The sequence below is a fragment of the Haladaptatus sp. AB643 genome (assembly GCF_024136975.1).
Lineage (GTDB): Archaea > Halobacteriota > Halobacteria > Halobacteriales > Haladaptataceae > Haladaptatus.
The window spans coordinates 69,661-91,277 of sequence record NZ_JAMYJW010000011.1 but is presented as its reverse complement, the minus strand read 5'-3'; the positions used below and the strand labels follow the sequence as shown (position 1 = coordinate 91,277).

Sequence of the window (21,617 nt, the reverse complement as noted above, 5' to 3'; positions counted from 1 at the left end):
GTGTCGTTGTCTGATGTGCGAATGACATTCGTTAGCACCACTCCTTTAGTTGTTATCCGCAATTCATATATAATGTTTGTTTAAGAAGGAGTACACGACCGGAAAACAATCGAGAAATTTGCCGCGACTACGACGCCGTTTAACTGTCTTGGACCTTGCCCTGGATGTCCTCCACGACGTCCGGGTTCCGGAGCGTGGAGGTGTCTCCGAGTTCGTCCTCGTTAGCGATGTCCTCCAGCAAGCGCCGCATGATCTTGCCCGACCGCGTCTTCGGCAGTTCGGGCGTGAAGATGATCTCCTCGGGCCGTGCGATCGGTCCGATGCCGTCTTCAACGCCTTCGACGATGCGGTCGTAGAGTTCATCGTCACCGTCGTAGCCCTCCTCGGTGATGACGTAGGCGTACACCGCTTCGCCTTTCAGGTCGTGGTGGCCACCGACGACGGCCGCCTCCGCCACGCCCTTCACGCCGACGATGGCGCTCTCGATCTCCATCGTTCCGAGACGGTGTCCGGAGACGTTGATGACGTCGTCGACGCGCCCGAGAACGGTGATGTAACCGTCCTCGTCCAGTTTCGCGCCGTCCTCGGGGAAGTACACCCACTCGTCGGCGTCGGGGTCGGAGTACTCCCGCCAGTACTCGCTGATGTAGCGGTCGTCGTTCTTGTAGACGGTGCGGAGCATTCCCGGCCACGGTTTCTGGACCGTGAGATAGCCCGCCCGTCCCGCTTGGATCGTCTCCCCTTTCGTGTCCACGATCTGCGCGTCGATGCCCGGTAGCGGCGGTCCGGCACTGCCGGGTTTCATCGTTCCGAGGGCGGGGAGCGTCGTTATCATCATCCCGCCCGTCTCGGTCTGCCACCACGTGTCAACGATGGGGCAGTCTTCGTGGCCGATGTGCTTGTAGTACCACTTCCACGCGCGTGGGTTGATGGGTTCGCCCACCGTTCCGAGCAGTCGAAGGCTGGAGAGGTCGTGCTGTTCGGGGTACTCGCTTCCCCACTTCATGTACGACCGAATCGCCGTCGGCGCGGTGTAGTAGATGTCCACACCGTAGTCCTCGACGATTTCCCAGAGGCGGTCCTTCTCCGGGTAGTCCGGCGTTCCTTCGTACATCACGCTTGTCGTCCCGAGCGAGAGCGGCCCGTACACGATGTAGGAGTGACCGGTGATCCACCCGATGTCCGCCGCACACCAGTAGGTGTCCTCGGGTTTGATGTCGAGGACGGCGTGCGAGGTCCACGATACGTACGAGAGGTAACCCGCCGTAGTGTGTTTGACACCTTTCGGCTCGCCGGTCGTCCCGGAGGTGTACATCAGGAACAGCATGTCCTCGGCGTCACGCTGGACGGGTTCGACCTCCGCACCTTCCTGTTCGTCCACGAGGTCGTCGTAGTCGTACTCCTCCTCTTTCATCGGGTGGTCGTACTCGTCGCCGAGTCGGTCCACGACGATCGTATCCACGTCGTGACCGACCTGCGAGAGACCCTTGTCGGCCTTCTCCTTGTGGTGGAGCGGGTCCCCACGGCGGTAGTAGCCGTCACAGGTGATGAGGTGCTCCGAAGCCGCGCTCTTCATCCGCGTGGCGAGCGCGTCGGCCGAGAAGCCCGCGAAGACGACGCTGTGTGGTGCGCCGATTCGCGCACAGGCCAGCATGGCGATGGGGAGTTCGGGAATCATCGGCATGTACATCGTGACGACGTCGTCCTCGCCGACGCCGACCTCACGAAGTGCCGCCGCGAACTCGTTCACCTCACGGTGGAGGTCCTCGTACGTGTAGGTTCGTGTCTCACCCAGTTCTCCGATCCATTCGATCGCCGTCTCGTCTCCCCGCTCGTCGAGGTGTCGGTCGAGACAGTTGTAGGAGGCGTTCAGCGACCCGCCGGTGAACCACTTATAAAATGGAGCGTCGCTCTCGTCGAGAACGGTGTCGTAGTCCTCGTACCAATCGAGCAAGTCGGCCGCACGCTCCCACGCCCCCGGCCAGTTCTCCTCGAACTCGTCGTAAATCTCGGGGTCCGAGACGTTTGCCTGTTCAACAAATGATTCCGGTGGCTCGAACGATTCTGCCTCTTCGAGCCGCGCTTCGAGTTCCACGGTATCGTCTGACATATGCCCATGCTAGCATGCTTTAAGGAGTGGTATAAAGATATGCTACGTTCGCCGACCATTTCGGGAAGAGAAAGTAAAATTCAGGCTTCGAAATACGATGAAAACTACTGTCGCTTCGACTCTGTCGCTTCGCTCGATTTTCCACCGTTTTCGTCGTCCAATACTCCCCCTTCATCGGCCACCTCATCCGGATTCGTCGTGGATGTCACCATCTCGATATTTGCTCGCAACCACGCGGCAGCGGCGGCAACCTCGTCGTCGTCCGTCGAAGTCACTTTCAGGCGTCCGGGGTCGTCGTCCCGGCCCGGATAGCTTCCGATGGCGACGTCGAACCGGTCCCGTGCCGTTTCGAGCGTCCCGCCGAGTGCGCCCTCGGGCGCGGGCGTGTACATCGTTTCGGAGACAACGTCGCCGCCGAACTCGTCCGCGACGAGTTCGAACATGGCCTTCATCTCGCGCGGGATGCCCGGGAAGACGTAGACGTTCGCCACCGCACAGCCGGGTGCCCACCCCGCGTCAGTCACGAGCGGTCGGCCACCCTTCGGAAGCTCGGCCGCCTCGTCGGCACTCAGGTCGAGTTCGTACTCGTCGGTCAACTCGGGGTTTTCCTCGACGAATTTCCGTGTTTTCTCCCTGAGAGCGTCCCGCACCTCCGTGTCGAGGACTGGTTCTCGGTCGAGCGCCATCGCCACTGCGTCCATCGTCACGTCGTCAGGTGTTCCGCCGAGACCGCCGGTGACGATGACGGCGTCGAACGATTCGTGCCACTCGCGGACCCGGTCCACGATGATTTCGACGTCGTCGGGAACGGTCATGATTCGGCGAACCGACCCACCCCTGTCGTGGATCTCCGCCGCCAACCACGTCGCGTTCGTGTTCACCGTGTCCCCCGCGAGGATTTCGTCGCCGACCGTGAGAATCGCGACTTCCATGGGTTCGACCTATGGCACTCGATGGATAAAAATCGTCCCGCCGAACAGGGTCGAAACTACGCTCCGTCGGAATCCCGTGGTGCGACTGCCCATCCTATCGTGAACACCGTCCCGATGACAAGGAGGAGAAAGGAGAGCCACACCCACAGTGTATGGGGAAACGCGACGACGAAGAAAATGGCGAGCAGCGTGCATTGGAGTCCGATGATCGGCATCAAGAGCTCATCAACGTCCATGATATCACGACAAATCTACATAAAATGAACCTTCCGGGATCGATTCGCTCGTACCGCGTCTCAGGCCAGCCCGATCTTCTCCTGATACGCGCCGTGTTCGGCTTCGAACACGTCCATGATCTCGCCCATCGTGGCGTACTCCTTCACCGCGTCAACGATGGCTGGCATGACGTTTTCGTCGTCGTCGATGGCGTCTTGGAGGTCGTCGAGCGCCGCTTCGACGGCGCCGTCGTCGCGCTCCTCCTTGACCTCCTCCAATCGGGCGAGTTGGCGGTTCTGGGTCTCCTCGTCCACCTGCAGGATATCCGGTTTCGTGTCCTCCTCGATGTCGTACTTGTTGACGCCGACGACGATCTCCTCGCCGTCCTCGACGCGCTCCTGGTACTCGTAGGAGGCCTCCTGAATCTCGCGGTGGAAGTAGCCGCGGTCGATGCCTTCGAGGACGCCGTCTCGCACCGAACCGTCGCCCATCTCCTTGATCTCCTCGATGTAGGCCATCGTTTTTTCCTCCACCTCTTCGGTCAGCGACTCGACGGCGAAACTGCCGCCGAGCGGGTCGATGATGTCCGCCGCGCCGCTCTCCTCGGCGATGATCTGCTGGGTTCGCAGGGCGACGCGGACCGCCTGCTCGCTCGGGAGCGCCAGCGCCTCGTCGAAGCTGTTCGTGTGGAGGCTCTGGGTGCCACCGAGGACGCCAGCCAGCGCCTGGATCGTCACGCGGACGATGTTGTTCAGCGGTTGTTGGGCGGTCAACGACTGCCCGGCCGTCTGGGTGTGGAACTTGAGCTGTTTCGACTTTTCGGACTCCGCGCCGTACCACTCGTCCATCACGGTCGAGTAGATGCGACGGGCGGCCCGGAACTTCGCCACCTCCTCGAAGATGGAGTTGTGCGAGTTGAAGAAAAAGGAGAGTTGGGGCGCGAACTCGTCGACGTCCAACCCGCGCTCCATCGCGTCCTCCACGTAGGCGAACCCGTCGGCGAGGGTGAAGGCGAGTTCCTGCACCGCCGTCGAACCGGCCTCGCGGATGTGGTAGCCCGAAATCGAGATGGGTTTGATGTTCGGCGTCTCCTCCACCGCGAACTCGACGGTGTCGGTGACGGTGTGGAGCGACGGTTCCGGCGGGATGACCCACTCCTTCTGCGCAATGAACTCCTTCAGCATGTCGTTCTGGAACGTGCCGCGAATCTCGTCGCGCGGGACGCCCTGCCGGTCGGCCAGCGCGACGTACATTGCGAAGATGACGGGCGCACTCGGGTTGATGGTGAAACTGGTCGAAACTTCATCCAGGTCGATGCCGTCGAAGAGGATTTCCATGTCGCGGAGGGTGTCCACCGCCACGCCCTCCTTGCCGACCTCCCCGTCCGATAGCGGGTCGTCCGAATCCTTGCCCATCAGGCTCGGCATGTCGAAGGCAGTCGAGAGGCCGGTCTGGCCGTTCTCGATGAGGTAGTGGAACCGGTCGTTGGTCTCCTCGGCCGTCCCGAACCCGGCGAACTGGCGCATGGTCCACGTCCGACCGCGGTACATCGTCGGGTAGACGCCGCGCGTGTAGGGGTCCTCGCCGGGGTAGCCCAACTCCTCCTCGTAGTCGATGTCGCCCACGTCAGTCGGGTCGTACAGGTCCTCGACTTCGAGGTTCGAGACGGTCGCGAACCGCTCCTTCCGCTCGCCGAACCGCTCCAATACAGGAGAACGAGTATCCTCCTCCCACTCCTCTTTTCCCTGCCGGATCTCCCGCAGGTCATCCTCGTCGTACATGGTCGTAATTTCTGCCGGGGAATTCATTAAGGATTCGGTGAGCGATTCGTGCGACGTGAGGAGGGTCGTTCTCGACGACGTCGCCCCAGATGAGTCCTCACCCGAGAACGGAGACGCGAACGCGATGCGGTCCGGTTTCCGTCGTCAACGCCACCGAATCGACGAAGCACCCACGAACGTCCTCGCGCCACCCGTCTACCGCCGCCGCGTGGCGCTCGTGGTGGGCTTCCACGTCGTACTCGGGCGAAGAATCGTCCATACTTGGGTCGGTATCATCGACCCGTGGATACGGTGGCGCGTCCGCCGTCACGAGCTTTCGCGGTGGGATTCGAATCGGAGCAGGACCGCCGTGGCCGTCGTCCGCCGGTTCCGTCGCCTGTACGACGTGGAGACGGGCGCGCACCCGTCCGGCGAACGGGGCCGTGATCCGGAGCACCGCCTCCCGGCCGCGCTCGGTGGCTTCGAGCGCGGTCACCACGTCGTCGGCGTGGACCGCGACGGCACGGATGGCCCTCGGGTCGTCGCTCTCGCCGGGCATGAATTTCGGTGGGGAGCGAGAGGAGTTGTACCTGTCGACGATGACGTGACGGAACGGTGGGAACGATGTGTCGGCAGGAAGGGGGAACGGTCAGTAGTGGCCCAACACGCCCTGTCGTCGAGCGCGGCGCGCGGCCAGCGTGAAGACGTAGAAGCCGAACAGACAGTAACCGACCGCGGCGGCGACGAGGATAGCGAGGTCGGTCGCGGGAAACTGCCACAGACGGACCCCGTTCTGCATCGCTCGCTGAAGCATCGCGCTTCCCTGCACCAGTGGGAGGTAGCGAAGCGGTTCGAAGTCGGCCACGGGGGCCGCGATGAGGCCGATGAGGACGAACTGCATCAACTGCGAGACGTTTTCGATGCGCTTGTACAACAGCGCGAGTCCGGCGAAGACGAACCCGATGCCGACCACGGGAAGCAGCGTCAGGACGACGATGGGAACGACGGTCAGCAGATCGACGGCGAGGTGCTGCCCGGTCGTCACGAGCATCAGCGGGAGGATGATCGCGCCCCACAGCATGCTTTCGAGGAGGTACGCGACGACGCTCGACACCATCACCGCCCCGAATCCGTACGGGGACATGTACAACTGTTCGAGCGTGCCCCACTGTGCCTCGCGGGTGATGCTCGTTGCGAGGCTGAAGTACGCCGCCAGCGCCATCGTCCACAGGAACCACCCGACGATGAGACCCCCGAACGTGCCGGAGAGTGCGCTCGCAGCGCCGATGCTCCCGGCGGCCGCCTTCCCGCCGAAGAAGATAACGGCGAAGAAGAGGTAGACGGTCACGATCTGTGCGAGCGTGTTCATCGGATAGCGAACCAAGAGAAGCACGCGCTTGCGGAGGACGGCCGCGAAGAGCGTCAGCACCCCGGCGACGTCCGAATCCGACGCCGCGTTCGACCCTTCGGACCCGTAGCTCACGCGCCCTCACCTCCTGTGTCGTCGGTGATGCTGAGGAACACGTCCTCCAGATCGGGTTCGACGGACGCCATCGACGCGACCGTGAGACCGTTCTCGCGGAGGCAGTCGGCCAACTCGTAGAATTCGTCGCCCGTTACGGAGACGACGAACCGCTCGCGGTCGGCCTGCCGTTCGAACTCCGTCGCGTCGAACGCGTCTTCGAGATGGCGACGCGTCGCAGCGGAAATCTCGCTCGCCACCTGCACCGCGTAGGCCTGTGTGTGGAATAGATCGAGCAGGTTGTCGGGGCTGTCGTCGGCGACGACGTGACCGTCGCTCATGATGATGACGCGGTCGCAGATGTCTTCGATGACATCCATGTCGTGGCTCGAAAGGAGGACGGTCGTCCCCGTTTCGTCGGCCAGATTGCGGAGTTCGGCCCGCAGTTCGAGCGAACTCTCGACGTCCAACCCGAGGGTCGGTTCGTCAAGGAAGACGACGTCCACGTCGCGGGCCAGCGTGCAGGCGAGCGACACCTTCTGTTTCATCCCGCGGGATAGTTCCCGAACCGCGGTGTCGGCCTTGTCCGAGAGGTCGAACTGGTCGAGGAGTTGGTCGTGACGCTCGCGGGTATCGGCGGGACGTTGCCCGGCCAGCGCCGCGAAGAACTCCAAATTCTCCCGGACGGTCAGTCGCCAGTAAACGTTGCGTGCGCCCTCCAGCATCGCGCCGACGTGACGATATGCGCGCTTCGTGTCGGCGTGTACGTCGATACCGTCGACGATCACCCGACCGCCGGAGGGAATGATCAGTCCGAGGATCGATTTGATGGTCGTCGTCTTCCCTGCCCCGTTCGGACCGAGCAGTCCGACGACGGAACCCCGCTCCACGTCGAACGAGACGCCGTCAACGGCAGTGACCGCATCCGCCCCGTCCCCGTATCGTTTCTGCAGGTTTTCGACGCGGAGGATGGATTCCGTCTCGCCCTCTGTCGTTCCCGTTGCCGCTTCTCCGTTCGCTCCCGTCGCCTCGTCGGCTTTCGACTCCGTTCGGGGCGATTCGATGCTCATACGTCTTCCTGTTGTGATGACAATATAATCGTTTCCAGAACGGCCTTTCAGCATTATTTCTGACACGAAAATGTTATGCGAGAAGATCGAAAACCGTGAACCGTGACCGACGACGATTCCGAGTCGCTCCCACCGGCAGAGGCGTTCGCGCTGTTCGCCGACGAGACGCGAGTCGCCATCGTCGAGGCGCTCGCGGAGGAGGCAAGTATCGAAGGAACTGACGGCCCTTCGTTTGCGGAACTCAGGCGAGCGGTTGGCGTTTCCGATGCTGGACAGTTCAACTATCATCTCTCGAAACTCCGAGATCGATTCGTCGTCAAACGCGACGGGAAGTACTATCCTCGATACGCCGCACTCAAACTCGTCGGAGCGATACGGGAAGGGGCGTTCACCGAACGAACGGAGTCGCGGTCAGCGACGCTCGAACACACGTGTCCCCAGTGCGAACGCCCGCTGACGGGCATCTACGAGAACGGTCTCGTGCGAACCGAATGTGACGAACACGACATGGTATTCCAAACGAGCGTTCCGCCGCAGGCCGCCGCGAACCGATCGGTTTCGGAAATCGTCGCGTTCGCCAACGTGGAGTCACAACACCACATTCAGAAGGCGGTCGATGGGACGTGTTTTCTCTGTAGCGGGTCGATGTCCGTGGAGAAACCTCACTGGACGGACGGCGACAGCCTCGTCACACGAATCGACTGTGATTCCTGTTGGATGCGAATGCACTTGCCAGTCGAAAGTTCGGTCATCCGCCATCCCGCTATCGTCTCGTACTTTTACGAACAGGGAATCGACGTGCGGGAAGTCCCGTTTCTCTCGTTCGATTTCGTTCGCAGCGAGGCTCAGACGGACGTCGTCTCGGAGGAGCCGTACCGAATTCGTATCGAAGTCGGACCGGAGGAGGACGCACCGACGCTCACGCTCGACGAGGAGCTGAACGTCGTGGATGTAGAGTGATTACTGCAGCCGTTTCGTCGTCTCCATCAGCGGATGGCGGGCGTAATCGACGACTTGGATGTCGTCGATGCTTTCGAGCCCTTCCTTGCGCGCCGTCTCGGCCATCCCGAGTTCGACCCGGTGGTCGGTGATGATGACGTAGGCGTCCATCTCCTCGATGTCGAGTCGGTCCGCGGCCTTCGCCCGGTGGTGGCCGTCCGCCAGCAGGAGCGTGTGACCGTTTTCGATGACGACGAGCGGTTCAGCCAGTCCGCGTTCCATCTCGTACACGCGTCCTTCTAGCTCGTCTGCGTACACCTTCCCCTGTGTCGGCACGAGGTCGGCGAGCCGTACCTTTCGCCGTCGCTGGGTCACTTCGGTGTCGTGGATGGATTCGAGCGTTCGCATGAGTTTGCCGACCTTCTCCGGCGTCACGCGCTCGATCTGACTGCGGATGAAGTCCGTGTTGGTGATGATGCCGACGAGGTTACCCGCGTCGTCCACGACCGGGAGTTTTTGAATGCCCGAGCGGAGGATGACGCGCGCGGCGTCGTTGACCACCATGTCCGGGTGTGCGACGATGAGTTCCTGCGTCATCACCTTGAAAATGGGTTCCTTTTCGTCGGCGAGCAACAGGTCGCGGGCGCTGACGAATCCCTCGACACGCCGTCCGTCACAGACCGGAAATCCGTTGTGCCCGTCGCTTTCGGCGATCCGCCGAGCGACTTCCTCGACGGTCGCATCGGGGGAGACCGTCGCTACGTCGCGAGTCATGTACTCCTTGACCTTCGCTTTGAGGCCCTCAGTTCCGCCGTCGGGCGCAATACCGACGTTGGAGGACGTGCGACTTTCCGTTTCCTCCTCGGTCTCGTCCATGCAGAGTATCGACGCCCCCCCCGAGGGAAAAACCTCCCGACGTCAGCTCTCGTCGTTCTCCGCGAGCTGAATGTCGAACGCCGCGACCCGTTCGCGGTCGGTTTCGAAATCCCCCGGCCCCGGTCGAGAGCGAACCGTCTCGAAGAACCGGTCGGTGATGATTTCGCCGACGATGGTCGAAAGCGACTCCTCCTCGTCGTCCTCCACTTCCCCGAGCAAGCCCAGCGGGATCTGTGCACCGGCCATGTCGGCGTGCCCGCCTGCGCTTCCGATCTGACCGAACGCCGCCCGCATCGTCTCGCCGAGGTCGACGTCGGTCCCACGCGCGCGTGCGGAGACGTACACCGTACCGTCCATGAAGCCGAACACGAGCGTGACGGTCACGCCGTCCATGTTGAGCAACCGGTCCGCTGCCTGCGCGAGCGCATCACGGTCCGAAAGCGACCCGACGCAACTGGCCAGCACCGTTCCGTCGAGTTCCCGGTTTCGGATCGCCCGTGAAATCGTCTCGAACGTATCGGTGCTGATGGACGGTGTCTCGACGCGTTCCAGGATGCTCGTGTCGGCGTGTGGGAGCAGGAACGCCGCCGCCTCGAAGTCCGCCTCGGACACCTCGCGGGTGAAGTCCTTCGTGTCCACGCGGATTCCGTACAACAGGCCCGTCGCAACCCGTTCGTTGGGGTGAATTCCGAGTTGTTCCAAGTGGTCAGCGAGCAGCGAACTCGTCGCACCGACACCGCTTCGCAGGTCCACGAACCGCGCTTCGACAGGGTGGTTCGGCGGATGGTGATCGATGACGATATCGATGGGCGTCTCCTCTGGAAGTTGGTCGTTGACGCCCGGACTGGAGTGGTCCACCAGCGCGAGTCCGGCGAACTCGGAGAGGTCCGCACCTTCCTCCAGATTTCTGAGGTTCAGATCGAGCAGGTTGACGAACGCACGGTTCTCCTGATGGGAAATCGCCCCGTAGTAACAGGTTTCCGCTTCGGTTCCGACGGATTCGGCCATCCCCTCCAGTGCAACCGCGCTGGCGATGGCGTCCGGGTCGGGGTTGTCGTGCATGAAAATCCCGAGTTTGCCGTCGATGTCCCGAAGTGTGCGCTGGAGTTCGTGCGTTCGAAACGCGGTGTCGGCGTCGGTCAGCGGGAGCAGATGTTCCACGAGCGCCCGACCGGGGTCGATGAACGTGTCCGACAACTCGTCGAGTTCCGTTTGAACCTCTTCGGAGGGACGGGAACCCGCGTACGAGACGAGATAAGCGTCCGGATGTACCTCCCGTACCACCCGTGCGGCCTCCCGATTTCTCTCCGGGTCGTCGCCGCAGACGAAGGCGATATCAACGTGTGGCCTCCCTGCGACCGTTTCGCGGTCCGTCGGGTCACCACGGGTGGCCGAGACGCCCTCCGTGCGGAGCGTTTCGACTCTACTCTCGCTCTCATCGACGACGACGAGAGCACCGGACCAGTCGGCCACCGAGTCAACGATGGCATGCCCGACGGAACCACAGCCGAGCATGAGCCGCGAAACCATCTTATCCCCGATTCAGAGTCTGACACCTAAAACTTGTTGGGAATCCGTTCAGGCACTGATTGTACCGAATAATGGACGTAAAGACGTTCTATTCCGGGAAATTTGAATCGGCGTCGATCGCCTCGAAGTCACGAAAACGGACCAAATACGGCGAATCGGAAGAAAACGCAAACCCAAATTCGAGCCCAAACGCGACCGTTCAGGCGAGAAGGGTGGCGGCGGCGTTGTGAGCCACGTGGGAGAGCGGACCGAACGCGAAGAGCAATACGACCGTGACGACCGCCGCGGCGAGAATCGCCACGTAGAGGCCGGTCGGCCTGCTTCGAATCGTGAACTCGTCGTCCGGGTCCTCGATCCACATCGCCTTCACGACACGGCTATAGTAGAACACCGACAGCGCGCTGTTCGCGGCGGCGATGGCGGTGAGCCACCAGAATCCGGCACCGACCGCGGCACCGAACAGGAAGTACTTGCTCAGGAAGCCAGCGCCGACCGGAAGACCGGCGAGGTTGAACAGGAACACCGTCATGGCGAGACAGGCCATCGGAGCCTTCTCCGCCAGTCCGTTGTAATCCTCGAACGTCTTGCCGACGCCCCACTGTTCGGCCAGCGCGATGAACAGGAACGCACCCGTGTTCATGAAGCCGTAGACGAACAGTTGCAACATCGCACCGCTCAGCACACCGTCGTTGTTGCCGCCGTAGAGGGCGGCGAGGCCGATGAGCACGTAGCCCGCCTGTCCGACCGAGGAGTACGCGAGCATCCGCTTGACCTTGTCCTGCGTGGCGGCCGCGAAGTTCCCGAGCGTCATCGTGATGACGGCGAGAATCTGGAAGGCCAGCACCCAGTCGACCGTTCCCGAAACTGCCGCGAACGGGAACGCAGTGAGGAACACGCGGAAGGCGACGACGAACCCGGCGGCCTTCGAGGCCGACGAGAGGAAGCCCGAAATCGGTGCGGGTGCGCCTTCGTACGCGTCCGGTGCCCAGAAGTGGAACGGAACGGACGCCGTCTTGAACCCGAACCCGGCGAGCACCATCAGCACGCCGATGCCGAGGATGCCGCTCATGCCGTCGAAACCGCTTCCGAGTGCGGTCGCAACCGCGTTCAGTTGCAGGTGGCCGGTGACGCCGTACACCAGACTGATGCCGTAGGCGAAGATTGCCGACGAGAGCGCCCCGATGAGGAAGTACTTGAGACCCGCTTCGACGCTGCCGCGGTTCTTCTTCAGGACTGCGACGAGCGCGTAGGACGGGAGACTGGCCAGTTCGAGGCTGATGAACACCATGGCGAGGCTGTTCGAACTCGCCATCAGCGCCATTCCGGTCGCCGCGAGGACGACCAGCGTGTAGTACTCCGCCTGATACGGGTTGTCCTGCAGATAGTCGTAGCTCGCGATGGAGACCAGCGCGGTGACGCTGGTGAAGATGACCACGAAGAACAGGCTCATCGTATCGACGACCAGCGCGTTGCCGTAGAGATGAACCGGGTCGTCGCCGGTTCCGGCGGTGATGAACCACAGCGCGAGGCCGCCAGCGACGACCGAACCGACCGTCGAGATACCCGCGAGAAGCGGTCTGTCCGACGTGTGTGGGTGAACACTGTCCACGACGAGCAACAACAGCGCCGTCAGGGCGAGGACGATGGCGGGTGCGAGTGCAGCCCAGTCGGGCAACGCGAACGCCATCAGAACCCACCTCCCGTGACGAGCGCCATCTTACCCACGGCGTCCTGAATCATCTGATAGAGGATGTTCGGTTGCACACCGAGCAGGATGATGAGCAGGACGAGCACGACGAGCGGTGCGACGTCGTGGAACGACGCACGGCTGACCTCCGTGCCGTTTTCGAGCTTGAACGGCCCGAAGAGGGTCTGTTGCATCGCGAACAGCAGATAACCGGCCACGATGACGATGCCGAACATCGCCACCGCAGTGAACAGTGCGAGGCCGTTGGTCCCCGCCACGGTTCCCGCGAGAACGGTGGAGTGGAAGGACCCGACGAAGATGAAGAATTCCGCCGTGAAACCGGCCATCAACGGCAGGCCCATGTAGCCGAACGCACCCGCGACGAACAGGGTGACAGTGATCGGCATCTCGTCGGCCAACCCGGACATGTCCGAGACCATCCGGGTCCCAGTCTTGTTGTAGATGACGCCGACGGCCATGAACATCAGTCCCGAGATGAGGCCGTGGGCGACCATCTGGAGGGTCGCGCCGCCGATGCCGTACATCGTGAACGCGACCAGTCCGAGAACGATGTACCCCGTCGACGAGATGGAGGAGTACGCCACGATCCGCTTCAAATCGGACTGTGCCAGCGCGAGCAGCGCACCGTAGATGACGGTGACGACGGCCACGAGGGCGATGATGAACGCGTACTGTTTCGCCACGTCCGGAAGCATGGTGAAGTTGAAGCGCAACAGCGCGTACGTCCCCATCTTCAGGAGCAGACTGGACAGCATGATGACGACCGGCGTCGGCGCTTCGGCGTAGGTGTCCGGCAACCACGTGTGGAGCGGAATGACGGCCACCTTCACACCGAATCCGATGAAGATGGCGAAGAACGCCAGCGTCTTCAGCGTGCTCGGGGCGATGCCGCCGAGGCTTCCCAACTGTCCGCTGTTCAGCGCCTGCGCGATGGCGGGCATGCTGAGGGAGTGGATGGAGTCGCCCAGTCCGAAGACGAGGCCGATGAACCCGATGAACATCAGCAGCGATCCGACGTTCGTGTAGACGAAGAACTTGATCGCCGCGTACTTGCGCCGTGGGCCGCCCCACACGCCGATGAGCAGGTACATCGGGACCAACACGAGTTCCCAGAAGACGAACCAAACGAAGAAGTCGAGCGCCGAGAAGAGGCCGATGAGACACACTTCGGTGAACAGCATCAGGCCGTAGAACTGGCTCTCACGGGACTGAATCGGCGTCCACGCCGATAGAATCGCAAGCGGCGTGAGAATCGTCGTCAACAGCAACAGCGGCATGCTGATGCCGTCGAGTCCGACGTGCCAGTTCAGCGCGTATTGGCCGAACGAAACCCACTTGAACGTCTCTTCGAAGGCGAGCGTCCCGCCCAACAGGGCGTTACCGCTGCCATCGAAGGCACTGTACATCCAGATGCTCCCGGCGGCCGGGAGCAGACTCAGCACGAACGCGAGTTTCCCTGCGACCTTGTCCGGTGCGAGGAAGGTCGCGAACGCGCTGACCAACGTTACCGCGAGAAGTGCTTCGACTATCATCTAAAACCAACCTCCGGTGAAGCCGAGGATGAGAAGCAGGATGACGAACGAGAGCACCAACATGAGCGCGTAGTTCGTCACGATGCCGTCCTGTACCCGCTTCACTCGACTGCCGCCGAACAGGCTCACGCTGGAGACGCCGTTGACCACGCCGTCGATGACGCCCTGGTCGAACTTGTCCACTGCGCGTGCCACCGGAAGCGTGATTCCGGTCGCGAGCCAGACCTGATACTCGTCCTGGTAGTAGTTGTTGAACAGCAGCGTCTTCGCGCTGCCCAACTTGTCCGTGTGCTCGACGGGTTCGGGAACGTTGTAGAGCGCCCACGCGAGCGCGAGGCCGGCGAGCGCGAACGCGAGCGACACGAGGCTCGAAATCAGCGACGAGAACGACGCCGGTTCGCCGTACGTGGCGTTGATGAGTTCCTCGTAGTGATGGACGCTGGTCGAGGCGACCGGTCCGTCGAGCCATGCGTGTAAGAACTCGATGTTCGACGCGTCGAGCAGGTTCGCGACCGGTCCCATGTTGACGAGGCCGCCGACCGTCGCGAGGATGCCGAGGACGATGAGAGGGAACTTCACGTTCCAACCCACGCCCTTGGGGTCACGCGCCGTGTCGGTCCGCGGTTCGCCGTGGAAGGTCAAGAAGACCATCCGGAAGGTGTAGAACCCGGTGAAGAACACGGCGATGAGACCCATCGCGTACGCGACGAGCAACAGCGGGTTGCCGCCCATGCCGTGGACGAGCGCCTCGTAGAGCACCTCGTCCTTCGACCAGAACCCGGCGAATGGGACGATGCCCGCGAGTGCGAGTGACCCGGCGAGGAACGTCCAGTACGTGACGGGCATTCGGTCTTTGAGACCGCCCATGTCCCACATGTTCTCGTTGTGGTGCATGGCGATGATGACCGACCCTGCTCCGAGGAACAGGAGCGCCTTGAAGAAGGCGTGGGTCATCAGGTGGAAGGTCGCCGCGACGTACCCACCCGACCCCAGCGCGAGCATCATATACCCGTACTGGGAGATGGTGGAGTACGCGAGCACCTGTTTGAGTTCCTGTTTGACGACGCCCATCGTCGCCGCGAACAGCGCCGTGAAGCCACCGATGAATGCGATGATGGCGAGCACCTGCGGGAGCAGGGCGTAGAAGCCGTACATCCGCGCGACGAGATACACACCCGCCGCGACCATGGTCGCGGCGTGGATCAGCGCGGAGACGGGCGTCGGGCCTTCCATCGCGTCGGGAAGCCACGTGTGGAGTGGGAACTGTGCGGATTTCCCGAGCACGCCGCCCAACACGAGGAGACCGATGATCGAGAACCACGTCTTCGGATCGAGACCGAAGAGGAGGGTCGCGTTTCCGCTCCCCGACATGGCCTGGTCGGCCATGTGCGCGAACGAGTTGCTTCCAGCGAACTGGGCCGTGCCGAAGGTGGCGAACACGGCCACCACGCCGATGAAGAAGAAGTAGTCCCCGAAACGCGTCATGAGGAACGCCTTCTTCGCGGCGCTCGGCGGTCCCTGTTCGCGGAACCAGAACCCGATGAGCAGGTACGAACAGAACCCGACGAGTTCGAAGAACATGAACGACATCAGCAGGTTGTCCGAGAAGACGAACGCAAGCATGCTGAAGGCGAACAGTCCGAGGCCGGCGTAGTAGCGCGGCAGTCCGATCTCGCCCTCGTCGTTCATGTACCCCAGACTGAAGATGTGGACGAGGAACGCGATGAGCGAGACGATGACGAGCATCAACGCCGACAGCGGGTCGATGAAGATACCGAAGTGGAAGGTGAAGGTATCGTACGCGTCACCCGGCACCCACGTGATCATCTCGTGGTAGGTGTTTCCGCCGCTCACCGTGAGAAACGCCCACAGCGACAGGAGAAGCGACCCGCCGGTCGCGATGATACCCGGAATCGCGCCGCCTTTCGGCAGCATCTTGCGGGCGAACTCGCCGCCGAGCATCGCTATCAGGAACGAGATGAACGGCAGGAGTGCGATGACGGGTGCCAGTTGGAATGCTGTTGCCGTCATTTTACCACCTCATCGTCGTCGCTTGGGTCACGTCCACGTCGTTGAAGTTACGATACAGTACGAGGATGATGCCGATCCCGACCGCGACCTCCGCGGCCGCGAGCGCCAACGTGAACAGGCTGAACGTCTGGCCGGTCACGTTGCCGTAGTAGTGGGAGAACGCGACGAGGTTGATGTTCGCCGCGTTGAGCATCAACTCGACGCTGATGAGGAACATCATCGCGTTCTTCCGGGTGAGGATGCCGAACAACCCCGTGCAGAACACGGCCGCCGAAAGCAGGAGGTAGTATTGGACAGGTACTGCTGCCATTATTCCTCGTCACCTCCTTTCGTCCGGCCGCCGTCGGTTCGAAGCGCCGAGGTGGCGGTCGTGAGTATGCCACTGTCCTCGCGGCTGGCGAGCATGACCGCGCCCACCAGCGCCGCGACGAGCACGAGATCGATAACCTCGAACGCGGCGAGGAATCCCTCGCCGTGGACGAGGGTCTCCCCGCCGACGGTGCCGATATTGAACATCGAATAGCCGATGCTCGCCGTGATGTTGGCCCCGCTTGCGAAGCCGCGTGCGTCGCCGAACGACGCACCGAGGAACACGACGGCGAGAACGACGAACAGCGCAACCGCGACGAGGCCGGGAAGCATCGTACTCGGGTCGCGCATTCGTGGCCGTGATGTCATGCGTTAGTCACCTCCTCTGTACTTGAACGACGTGTGAGCATGACGGCGAACGTTATCAGGATGAGAACCCCGCCGACGTAGACGAGAATCTGCATCGCAGCAACGAACTCCGCCTGTAACATAACGTAGTGGATGGCGAAGCTCAGCAGCGAAACGCCGAGCAAGAGCGCCGAATGCCACACGTCCTGAACCAGGACAGCGCCCATGCTACTCGCCACCGTGAGGATGGCGAACAGCGCGAACGCGATCATTTCATATGCCATTTGAGTCACCTTTGGGTTTGCGTAAACGCCCTTTTAAGATTTCGAGACGGGCGTTTCAGTTGTAGTCGACCGCTCCTTCGCCCTCCCCGATCCATGCGCTCCGGTCGGGTTCGCGCGATTCGAGGGGGTCGATATCCTTGTACCAAGGAACGTTTCTCAGCTGTTCTTTGTTGTACACCAGTTCGCTCTTCGTGTCACCCGTGAACTCGAAGTTCTGCGTGAGCAGGATGGCATCGACGGGGCACACTTCCTCGCACAGTCGGCAGTAGATGCACTGGCCGACGTGGAGGTTGTACTGTTCGCCGTTACGCTTGTCGTCCTGCACGATCTGAATCGTATCGTTCGGACAGACGTTTTCACACTGGCGACACCAGATACAGCGCTCCTGGCTGAACTTGTGAATCCCACGGAAGCGTGGGCTTACTTCGGGAGCGACGTCGGGATATTCGACCGTGAACGTCGTCCCGCCCAATGCGTGCTTCATCGTGGTTGCCATCGATTTGAGAACTCCAATCATAGTGTCACCCCTACGATAACTGCCGTGAGCACCAAGTTAGCGAACGAAAGGACGAGCATGCCCTTCCAGCCGATCTCGATGAGTTGGTCGATACGGACGCGCGGAATCGCCGAGCGTGCCCACTGCGTGAACAGGAACACGGCCCAGATCTTGATCGTGAACCAGACGAAACCGAGCCAGTGCTGTGCGGGGCCGTCCGGGCCGCCGAGGAAGACGGTGGCGATGATGGCCCCACCGAGGAAGATGTGCAGGAACTCTCCGAGGTAAAACAGCACGAAGTAGACGCTCGAATACTCGGTCATGTATCCGGCGACGATCTCCGTCGGTGCCTCGGGTAGGTCGAACGGGTTCCGTCCGACCTCGGCCAGGTTCGCGATGAGGAACAACACGAACGCGAACGGGTTCACGAACGCGTACCACGAGGGAACGTGGAACCCGCCGATGCTGAGCAGGGTGGTCTGCTGAGCCGCGACGATCTGACTCGTCCGAAGCGATCCCGCGAAGATGACAACGGAGGCCGCCGTCACGACGAGGGGAATCTCGTACGCGATGTTCTGTGCCACCGCACGGAGTCCCCCGAGCAGCGAGAACTTGTTGTTCGACGCGTAGCCACCCATCGTCAATCCGAGCGTCGCAAGGGAGGCGACCGCGAACACGTATGCCAACCCGATCTCGGGATCGGCGAGTTGCAGATTGAGACCGAAAATATGACCCATCGGAATGACCGCAAAACCGAGCAACGCCGACCCCGCCATCACCATCGGAGCGATGTCGTAGGCCGGACGGTCCGCACCGTCCGGAATGATGAGTTCCTTCGACAACAGTCGCACTGCATCGGGGATGATGATCAGTACGCCGGCCGGTCCGAGGCGATTGACCGCGATGCGGTCCGTGAACGCGGCGGTGATCTTCCGCTTGGCCCACGGCCCCGCGAACGCCGTCATCGTCAGCATGATGGTGCCGATAACGGCCGCCGCGATGAGCGCCGAAAGTAGTTCTATCGGCGCACTGGGGTTGTTGCCACCGATCGCGTGGGCGATCTCATCGGGGAAGAGCGCCATATTCGTGAGGCCGGGAATCATCGATCGACCTCCCCGAGAATGATGTCGAGGCTACCGAGGGTCGCGACGAGGTCGGGGACGTACTCCCCTTCGGACATCTCGCCGAGCGCGGACAGGTTACTGAAACACGGACTCCGAATCTTGAATCGGCCGGGCTTGTCCGACCCGTCCGAGCGGATGTAAATCCCGAGTTCACCCTTCGCACCTTCGACGGCGCGGTAGGTCTCGGTGTCCGCGTCCGGTTTGAGCGTCCGGGGGACGTTCGACTGAATCTCGCGCTCGTCCTCGGGCCAGTCTTCGAGCAGGTCGAGACACTGCTCGATTATCTTCGCCGACTGTTCGACCTCGCGCATTCGAACCAACAGGCGCGAGTAGTTGTCACAGCCGTCCTCGGTCACGACGTCCCATTCGAGTTGGTCGTAGTAGCCATACGGGTCGTCGCGGCGCAGGTCGTAGTCGATCCCTGACCCCCGAGCGACGGGTCCCGTGACGCCGTACTGTTTTGCGACCTCGGGTTCGAGGACGCCGGTGCCGACGGTCCGAATTTGGAGCAACTCGTTGTCGGTGATGAGGTCGTGGTACTCGTCGAGCGCCGACGGAAGCCCGTCGAGGAAATCCCGAGTCTCGTCGAAGAACTCCTCCCGTGGTTCGGGAATGTCCCAGACGACGCCGCCGAGGCGGAAGTAGTTGAACATCATGCGCTGACCGGTCAGGTCCTCCAGGATGTTCTGGGCGAGTTCCCGGTCGCGCATCGCGTACATGAAGATCGCAGTGAAGTCGCCGTAGATGTCGAGACAGAACGTCCCCAGTGCCAGCATGTGGGATGCGATGCGGCACAGTTCGGCACCCATCGTCCGGATTATCTGCGCGTACTCGGGGACGTCGATGTCGTTCAGGTCCTCCGCCACGCGGGCGTAGGCCCACTCGTTGAGCAGTCCGGAGGAACCGTAGTCCCAGCGGTCGGGATACGGCATGATCTGGTGGCGGTACGTACCGTTTTGGGCCATCTGTTCCTCGCAGCGGTGGAGATAGCCGATGTCCGGTTCGACGTCCGCCACCTGTTCCCCGTCGAGCACCGTTTCCAGGTGCAATACGCCGTGTGTCGCCGGGTGGTGCGGTCCGATGTTGAGGAGCATCGTGTCCGACTCCGCATCGTAGCGGTCGTCCTCAAGCGGATTTTTGTGCTCCTCGAACGGGACGATCTGTGGTCGGTCCTGATCGTAGTTCTTCGCCAGGGGGTGACCCTGCCACGTCTCGGGGAGAAGGATGCGTCGCAGATCCGGATGTCCCTCGTACTCGATGCCGATGAGGTCGTACGCTTCCCGTTCGTGCCAGTCGGCGGTCCGGTAGACCGGTTCGGCCGTCTGGCTCTTCGGGGCGTCCCATGGCGTCGGAACGACGACGCTTACCTCCTGCGTCGGATCGTCGTACTGTTTGAGGTGGTAGATGCTCTCGTACCGGTCCTCGTAATCCTGCGCCGTGACGTTCGAGAGATGGTCGAATCCGGCCTCGTCGCGCAGTATGGTCAAGACTTCCTGCACTTCGTCCGGTCGGACCACGAATCCGGGCGCATTGAGGTGCTGTTCGCGCCCGATGACGTGATCGCCGAGCAATTCGGCGAGTTCGTCTCCGGGGGACGCGGACTCTTCCGCTCCCGATTCGACTTCCTCCTGGGAACTCATGGCGAATCAGCCCAGTTGTAGCGCATGACGAGCGAGTCCTCGTCGATTTCGTCCGCGAGCGACTGTACCAACTCGTCGCGCTCCAAGTCGCCGAACTGTTCCAGTTCGTACGGCTTGACAGTCACCGGGTTCGATTCACCGTGCGCGATGCTCTCTTGGAGTTTCACGACACCGTAGACGAGCGCTTCCGGGCGCGGCGGGCATCCGGGGACGTGGATGTCGACCGGAATGACCTCCTCCGCACCCTTGATGACGTTGTAGCCCTCCTGAAACGGGCCGCCACTGATCGAACACGACCCCATGTTCACGACGAACTTCGGTTCGGGCATCTGGTCGTAGACGCGCTTCATCCGCGGCGCGAACTTCGAGACGATGGTCCCGGGAACGATCATCACGTCGGCCTGTCGCGGCGATGCACGCGGGACGCCGGAACCGAATCGGTCCAAGTCGTGTTTCACGGCGTAGGTGTGCATCATCTCGATGCTACAGCAGGCGATGCCGAACTGCAGCATGAACATGGACGACCCCCGAACCCAGTTCATGAACTTGTCGAACTTCGTGAGAATGAATGGTGACGCGCCGAACGCCTCCCGAAGCTTCGAGTTGAAACGATCGTCGACCCCCGTGCCCATCCGAGCGTCTTGGGTCTTCGTCTGGGGTGCTGTACTACCCTGAATGTACTCCCGTGGTTCGTTACTCATTGTTCCATACCCTGTCTCGTTCCGCGGGGGCTACGAACCCACCGCACCGCACCGTTACGCCAAGCCCACGCGAGGCCGACGACGAGAACCGCGATGAATGCCAACATCGGGACGAGCACCGTCGCAAGGCCGACGCCGCTGTCGATAGCGTTGCGATAGATGACGGTCCAAGGGAAGATGAGGACCGTCTCGATGTCGAAGACGACGAACAACAGCGCAACCATATAGTATTGAATGTTGAACCGAATGCGCGTCGTCCCGGTTGGAATTTCACCGCTCTCGTAGGTGGCGGATTTTCCCTGTTCGGGCACTGTTGGTCTGAGGAGACTCGATATCATCATCATACTAGATGGTATCGCAATCCCCACCAGCGCCAACGCGCCGATGGCTACCCATGGATTCATTACCGATTTCTCCTAGCAAGTGGTAATTTGTGAGCCCACACCTATAAGCGTTGATTCTTGGGATTCTGGGCCTGAAACCCCTCTCTCGCCGGTATTCGGGCAACTAACGCTTTCTCTTCGATAACGTCCCCCGTTCCCATAGAGA

The 21,617-nt window shown here is 61.8% G+C and carries 21 protein-coding genes; 1 reads left to right on the top strand and 20 read right to left on the bottom strand.

Annotation, left to right across the window (positions count from 1 at the left end; genetic code table 11):
* Positions 1-139 precede the first annotated feature (139 nt).
* From acs to NKF25_RS18960, 7 genes are all read right to left on the bottom strand, one after another.
* On the bottom strand, positions 140-2,110 hold the full coding sequence (gene acs, locus NKF25_RS18990) for an acetate--CoA ligase (protein WP_253228210.1): 1,971 nt from the start codon (positions 2,108-2,110) through the stop codon (positions 140-142).
* Between the two features lie 104 nt (positions 2,111-2,214).
* Positions 2,215-3,042, bottom strand: coding sequence for a molybdopterin-binding protein (locus NKF25_RS18985; RefSeq protein ID WP_253228209.1), 828 nt, complete (start codon positions 3,040-3,042; stop codon positions 2,215-2,217).
* 56 nt (positions 3,043-3,098) lie between these two features.
* Positions 3,099-3,278 carry a hypothetical protein gene (locus tag NKF25_RS18980; protein ID WP_253228208.1) on the bottom strand — a complete coding sequence of 60 codons (180 nt, stop codon included), beginning with the start codon at positions 3,276-3,278 and terminating at the stop codon, positions 3,099-3,101.
* Positions 3,279-3,338: 60 nt separating this feature from the next.
* Entirely contained in the window at positions 3,339-5,039 is a 1,701-nt protein-coding gene (locus tag NKF25_RS18975) for a methylmalonyl-CoA mutase family protein (RefSeq protein WP_253228207.1), read from the bottom strand.
* Positions 5,040-5,136: 97 nt separating this feature from the next.
* On the bottom strand, positions 5,137-5,577 hold the full coding sequence (locus NKF25_RS18970; protein ID WP_253228206.1) for a hypothetical protein: 441 nt from the start codon (positions 5,575-5,577) through the stop codon (positions 5,137-5,139).
* Between the two features lie 90 nt (positions 5,578-5,667).
* Complete coding sequence (locus tag NKF25_RS18965) at positions 5,668-6,501, bottom strand: ABC transporter permease (protein ID WP_253228205.1); 834 nt, start codon at positions 6,499-6,501, stop codon at positions 5,668-5,670.
* Positions 6,498-7,550 carry an ABC transporter ATP-binding protein gene (locus NKF25_RS18960; RefSeq protein WP_253228204.1) on the bottom strand — a complete coding sequence of 351 codons (1,053 nt, stop codon included), beginning with the start codon at positions 7,548-7,550 and terminating at the stop codon, positions 6,498-6,500. The genes NKF25_RS18965 and NKF25_RS18960 overlap by 4 nt, the downstream gene beginning before the upstream one ends.
* A 102-nt stretch (positions 7,551-7,652) precedes the next feature.
* Between NKF25_RS18960 and NKF25_RS18955 the strand changes: the two genes are divergently transcribed.
* Entirely contained in the window at positions 7,653-8,510 is an 858-nt protein-coding gene (locus tag NKF25_RS18955) for a winged helix-turn-helix domain-containing protein (protein WP_253228203.1), read from the top strand.
* Here the strand turns inward: NKF25_RS18955 and NKF25_RS18950 are convergent, their stop codons facing one another.
* The 13 genes from NKF25_RS18950 to NKF25_RS18890 all read right to left on the bottom strand — a co-directional run bounded on the left by NKF25_RS18950 (position 8,511) and on the right by NKF25_RS18890 (position 21,472).
* A complete protein-coding gene (locus tag NKF25_RS18950; RefSeq protein ID WP_253228299.1) occupies positions 8,511-9,263 on the bottom strand; it encodes a CBS domain-containing protein in 753 nt (250 codons plus the stop codon).
* A gap of 144 nt (positions 9,264-9,407) precedes the next feature.
* Positions 9,408-10,895 (bottom strand): DHH family phosphoesterase, encoded by a 1,488-nt coding sequence (locus NKF25_RS18945; protein ID WP_253228202.1) that lies wholly within the window; start codon positions 10,893-10,895, stop codon positions 9,408-9,410.
* Between the two features lie 199 nt (positions 10,896-11,094).
* Positions 11,095-12,582 (bottom strand): NADH-quinone oxidoreductase subunit N, encoded by a 1,488-nt coding sequence (locus tag NKF25_RS18940; protein WP_253228201.1) that lies wholly within the window; start codon positions 12,580-12,582, stop codon positions 11,095-11,097.
* Positions 12,582-14,135 (bottom strand): NADH-quinone oxidoreductase subunit M, encoded by a 1,554-nt coding sequence (locus NKF25_RS18935; protein WP_253228200.1) that lies wholly within the window; start codon positions 14,133-14,135, stop codon positions 12,582-12,584. The genes NKF25_RS18940 and NKF25_RS18935 overlap by 1 nt, the downstream gene beginning before the upstream one ends.
* The gene (gene nuoL, locus NKF25_RS18930; protein ID WP_253228199.1) at positions 14,136-16,166 is read right to left on the bottom strand and encodes an NADH-quinone oxidoreductase subunit L; all 2,031 of its coding nucleotides are present in this window, start codon (positions 16,164-16,166) and stop codon (positions 14,136-14,138) included.
* A gap of 1 nt (position 16,167) precedes the next feature.
* The gene (gene nuoK, locus NKF25_RS18925) at positions 16,168-16,476 is read right to left on the bottom strand and encodes an NADH-quinone oxidoreductase subunit NuoK (protein WP_066143339.1); all 309 of its coding nucleotides are present in this window, start codon (positions 16,474-16,476) and stop codon (positions 16,168-16,170) included.
* Positions 16,476-16,844 (bottom strand): proton-conducting membrane transporter, encoded by a 369-nt coding sequence (locus tag NKF25_RS18920; RefSeq protein ID WP_253228198.1) that lies wholly within the window; start codon positions 16,842-16,844, stop codon positions 16,476-16,478. The genes nuoK and NKF25_RS18920 overlap by 1 nt, the downstream gene beginning before the upstream one ends.
* A complete protein-coding gene (locus tag NKF25_RS18915; protein ID WP_253228197.1) occupies positions 16,841-17,107 on the bottom strand; it encodes an NADH-quinone oxidoreductase subunit J in 267 nt (88 codons plus the stop codon). Before NKF25_RS18915 ends, NKF25_RS18920 begins: the two co-directional genes overlap by 4 nt.
* Before the next feature lie 55 nt (positions 17,108-17,162).
* On the bottom strand, positions 17,163-17,624 hold the full coding sequence (locus tag NKF25_RS18910; protein WP_066143333.1) for an NADH-quinone oxidoreductase subunit I: 462 nt from the start codon (positions 17,622-17,624) through the stop codon (positions 17,163-17,165).
* A complete protein-coding gene (locus tag NKF25_RS18905; protein WP_253228196.1) occupies positions 17,621-18,706 on the bottom strand; it encodes a complex I subunit 1 family protein in 1,086 nt (361 codons plus the stop codon). Before NKF25_RS18905 ends, NKF25_RS18910 begins: the two co-directional genes overlap by 4 nt.
* On the bottom strand, positions 18,703-20,367 hold the full coding sequence (locus NKF25_RS18900) for an NADH-quinone oxidoreductase subunit D (RefSeq protein ID WP_253228195.1): 1,665 nt from the start codon (positions 20,365-20,367) through the stop codon (positions 18,703-18,705). The genes NKF25_RS18905 and NKF25_RS18900 overlap by 4 nt, the downstream gene beginning before the upstream one ends.
* Positions 20,364-21,068, bottom strand: a complete 705-nt coding sequence (locus NKF25_RS18895) for an NADH-quinone oxidoreductase subunit B (protein ID WP_253228194.1) — start codon at positions 21,066-21,068, stop codon at positions 20,364-20,366. Before NKF25_RS18895 ends, NKF25_RS18900 begins: the two co-directional genes overlap by 4 nt.
* The gene (locus NKF25_RS18890) at positions 21,065-21,472 is read right to left on the bottom strand and encodes an NADH-quinone oxidoreductase subunit A (protein ID WP_066143326.1); all 408 of its coding nucleotides are present in this window, start codon (positions 21,470-21,472) and stop codon (positions 21,065-21,067) included. Before NKF25_RS18890 ends, NKF25_RS18895 begins: the two co-directional genes overlap by 4 nt.
* Positions 21,473-21,617 lie beyond the last annotated feature (145 nt).

Coding starts and splice junctions, on each gene's coding strand:
- NKF25_RS18900 (WP_253228195.1), bottom strand. CDS start 20,367: ATGAGTTCCCAGGAGGAAGTCGAATCGGGAGCGGAAGAGTCCGCGTCC.
- NKF25_RS18980 (WP_253228208.1), bottom strand. CDS start 3,278: ATGGACGTTGATGAGCTCTTGATGCCGATCATCGGACTCCAATGCACG.
- NKF25_RS18905 (WP_253228196.1), bottom strand. CDS start 18,706: ATGATTCCCGGCCTCACGAATATGGCGCTCTTCCCCGATGAGATCGCC.
- NKF25_RS18940 (WP_253228201.1), bottom strand. CDS start 12,582: ATGGCGTTCGCGTTGCCCGACTGGGCTGCACTCGCACCCGCCATCGTC.
- NKF25_RS18915 (WP_253228197.1), bottom strand. CDS start 17,107: ATGGCATATGAAATGATCGCGTTCGCGCTGTTCGCCATCCTCACGGTG.
- acs (WP_253228210.1), bottom strand. CDS start 2,110: ATGTCAGACGATACCGTGGAACTCGAAGCGCGGCTCGAAGAGGCAGAA.
- NKF25_RS18970 (WP_253228206.1), bottom strand. CDS start 5,577: ATGCCCGGCGAGAGCGACGACCCGAGGGCCATCCGTGCCGTCGCGGTC.
- NKF25_RS18935 (WP_253228200.1), bottom strand. CDS start 14,135: ATGATAGTCGAAGCACTTCTCGCGGTAACGTTGGTCAGCGCGTTCGCG.
- NKF25_RS18890 (WP_066143326.1), bottom strand. CDS start 21,472: ATGAATCCATGGGTAGCCATCGGCGCGTTGGCGCTGGTGGGGATTGCG.
- NKF25_RS18985 (WP_253228209.1), bottom strand. CDS start 3,042: ATGGAAGTCGCGATTCTCACGGTCGGCGACGAAATCCTCGCGGGGGAC.
- nuoL (WP_253228199.1), bottom strand. CDS start 16,166: ATGACGGCAACAGCATTCCAACTGGCACCCGTCATCGCACTCCTGCCG.
- NKF25_RS18945 (WP_253228202.1), bottom strand. CDS start 10,895: ATGGTTTCGCGGCTCATGCTCGGCTGTGGTTCCGTCGGGCATGCCATC.
- nuoK (WP_066143339.1), bottom strand. CDS start 16,476: ATGGCAGCAGTACCTGTCCAATACTACCTCCTGCTTTCGGCGGCCGTG.
- NKF25_RS18895 (WP_253228194.1), bottom strand. CDS start 21,068: ATGAGTAACGAACCACGGGAGTACATTCAGGGTAGTACAGCACCCCAG.
- NKF25_RS18920 (WP_253228198.1), bottom strand. CDS start 16,844: ATGACATCACGGCCACGAATGCGCGACCCGAGTACGATGCTTCCCGGC.
- NKF25_RS18910 (WP_066143333.1), bottom strand. CDS start 17,624: ATGATTGGAGTTCTCAAATCGATGGCAACCACGATGAAGCACGCATTG.
- NKF25_RS18950 (WP_253228299.1), bottom strand. CDS start 9,263: ATGACTCGCGACGTAGCGACGGTCTCCCCCGATGCGACCGTCGAGGAA.
- NKF25_RS18975 (WP_253228207.1), bottom strand. CDS start 5,039: ATGTACGACGAGGATGACCTGCGGGAGATCCGGCAGGGAAAAGAGGAG.
- NKF25_RS18960 (WP_253228204.1), bottom strand. CDS start 7,550: ATGAGCATCGAATCGCCCCGAACGGAGTCGAAAGCCGACGAGGCGACG.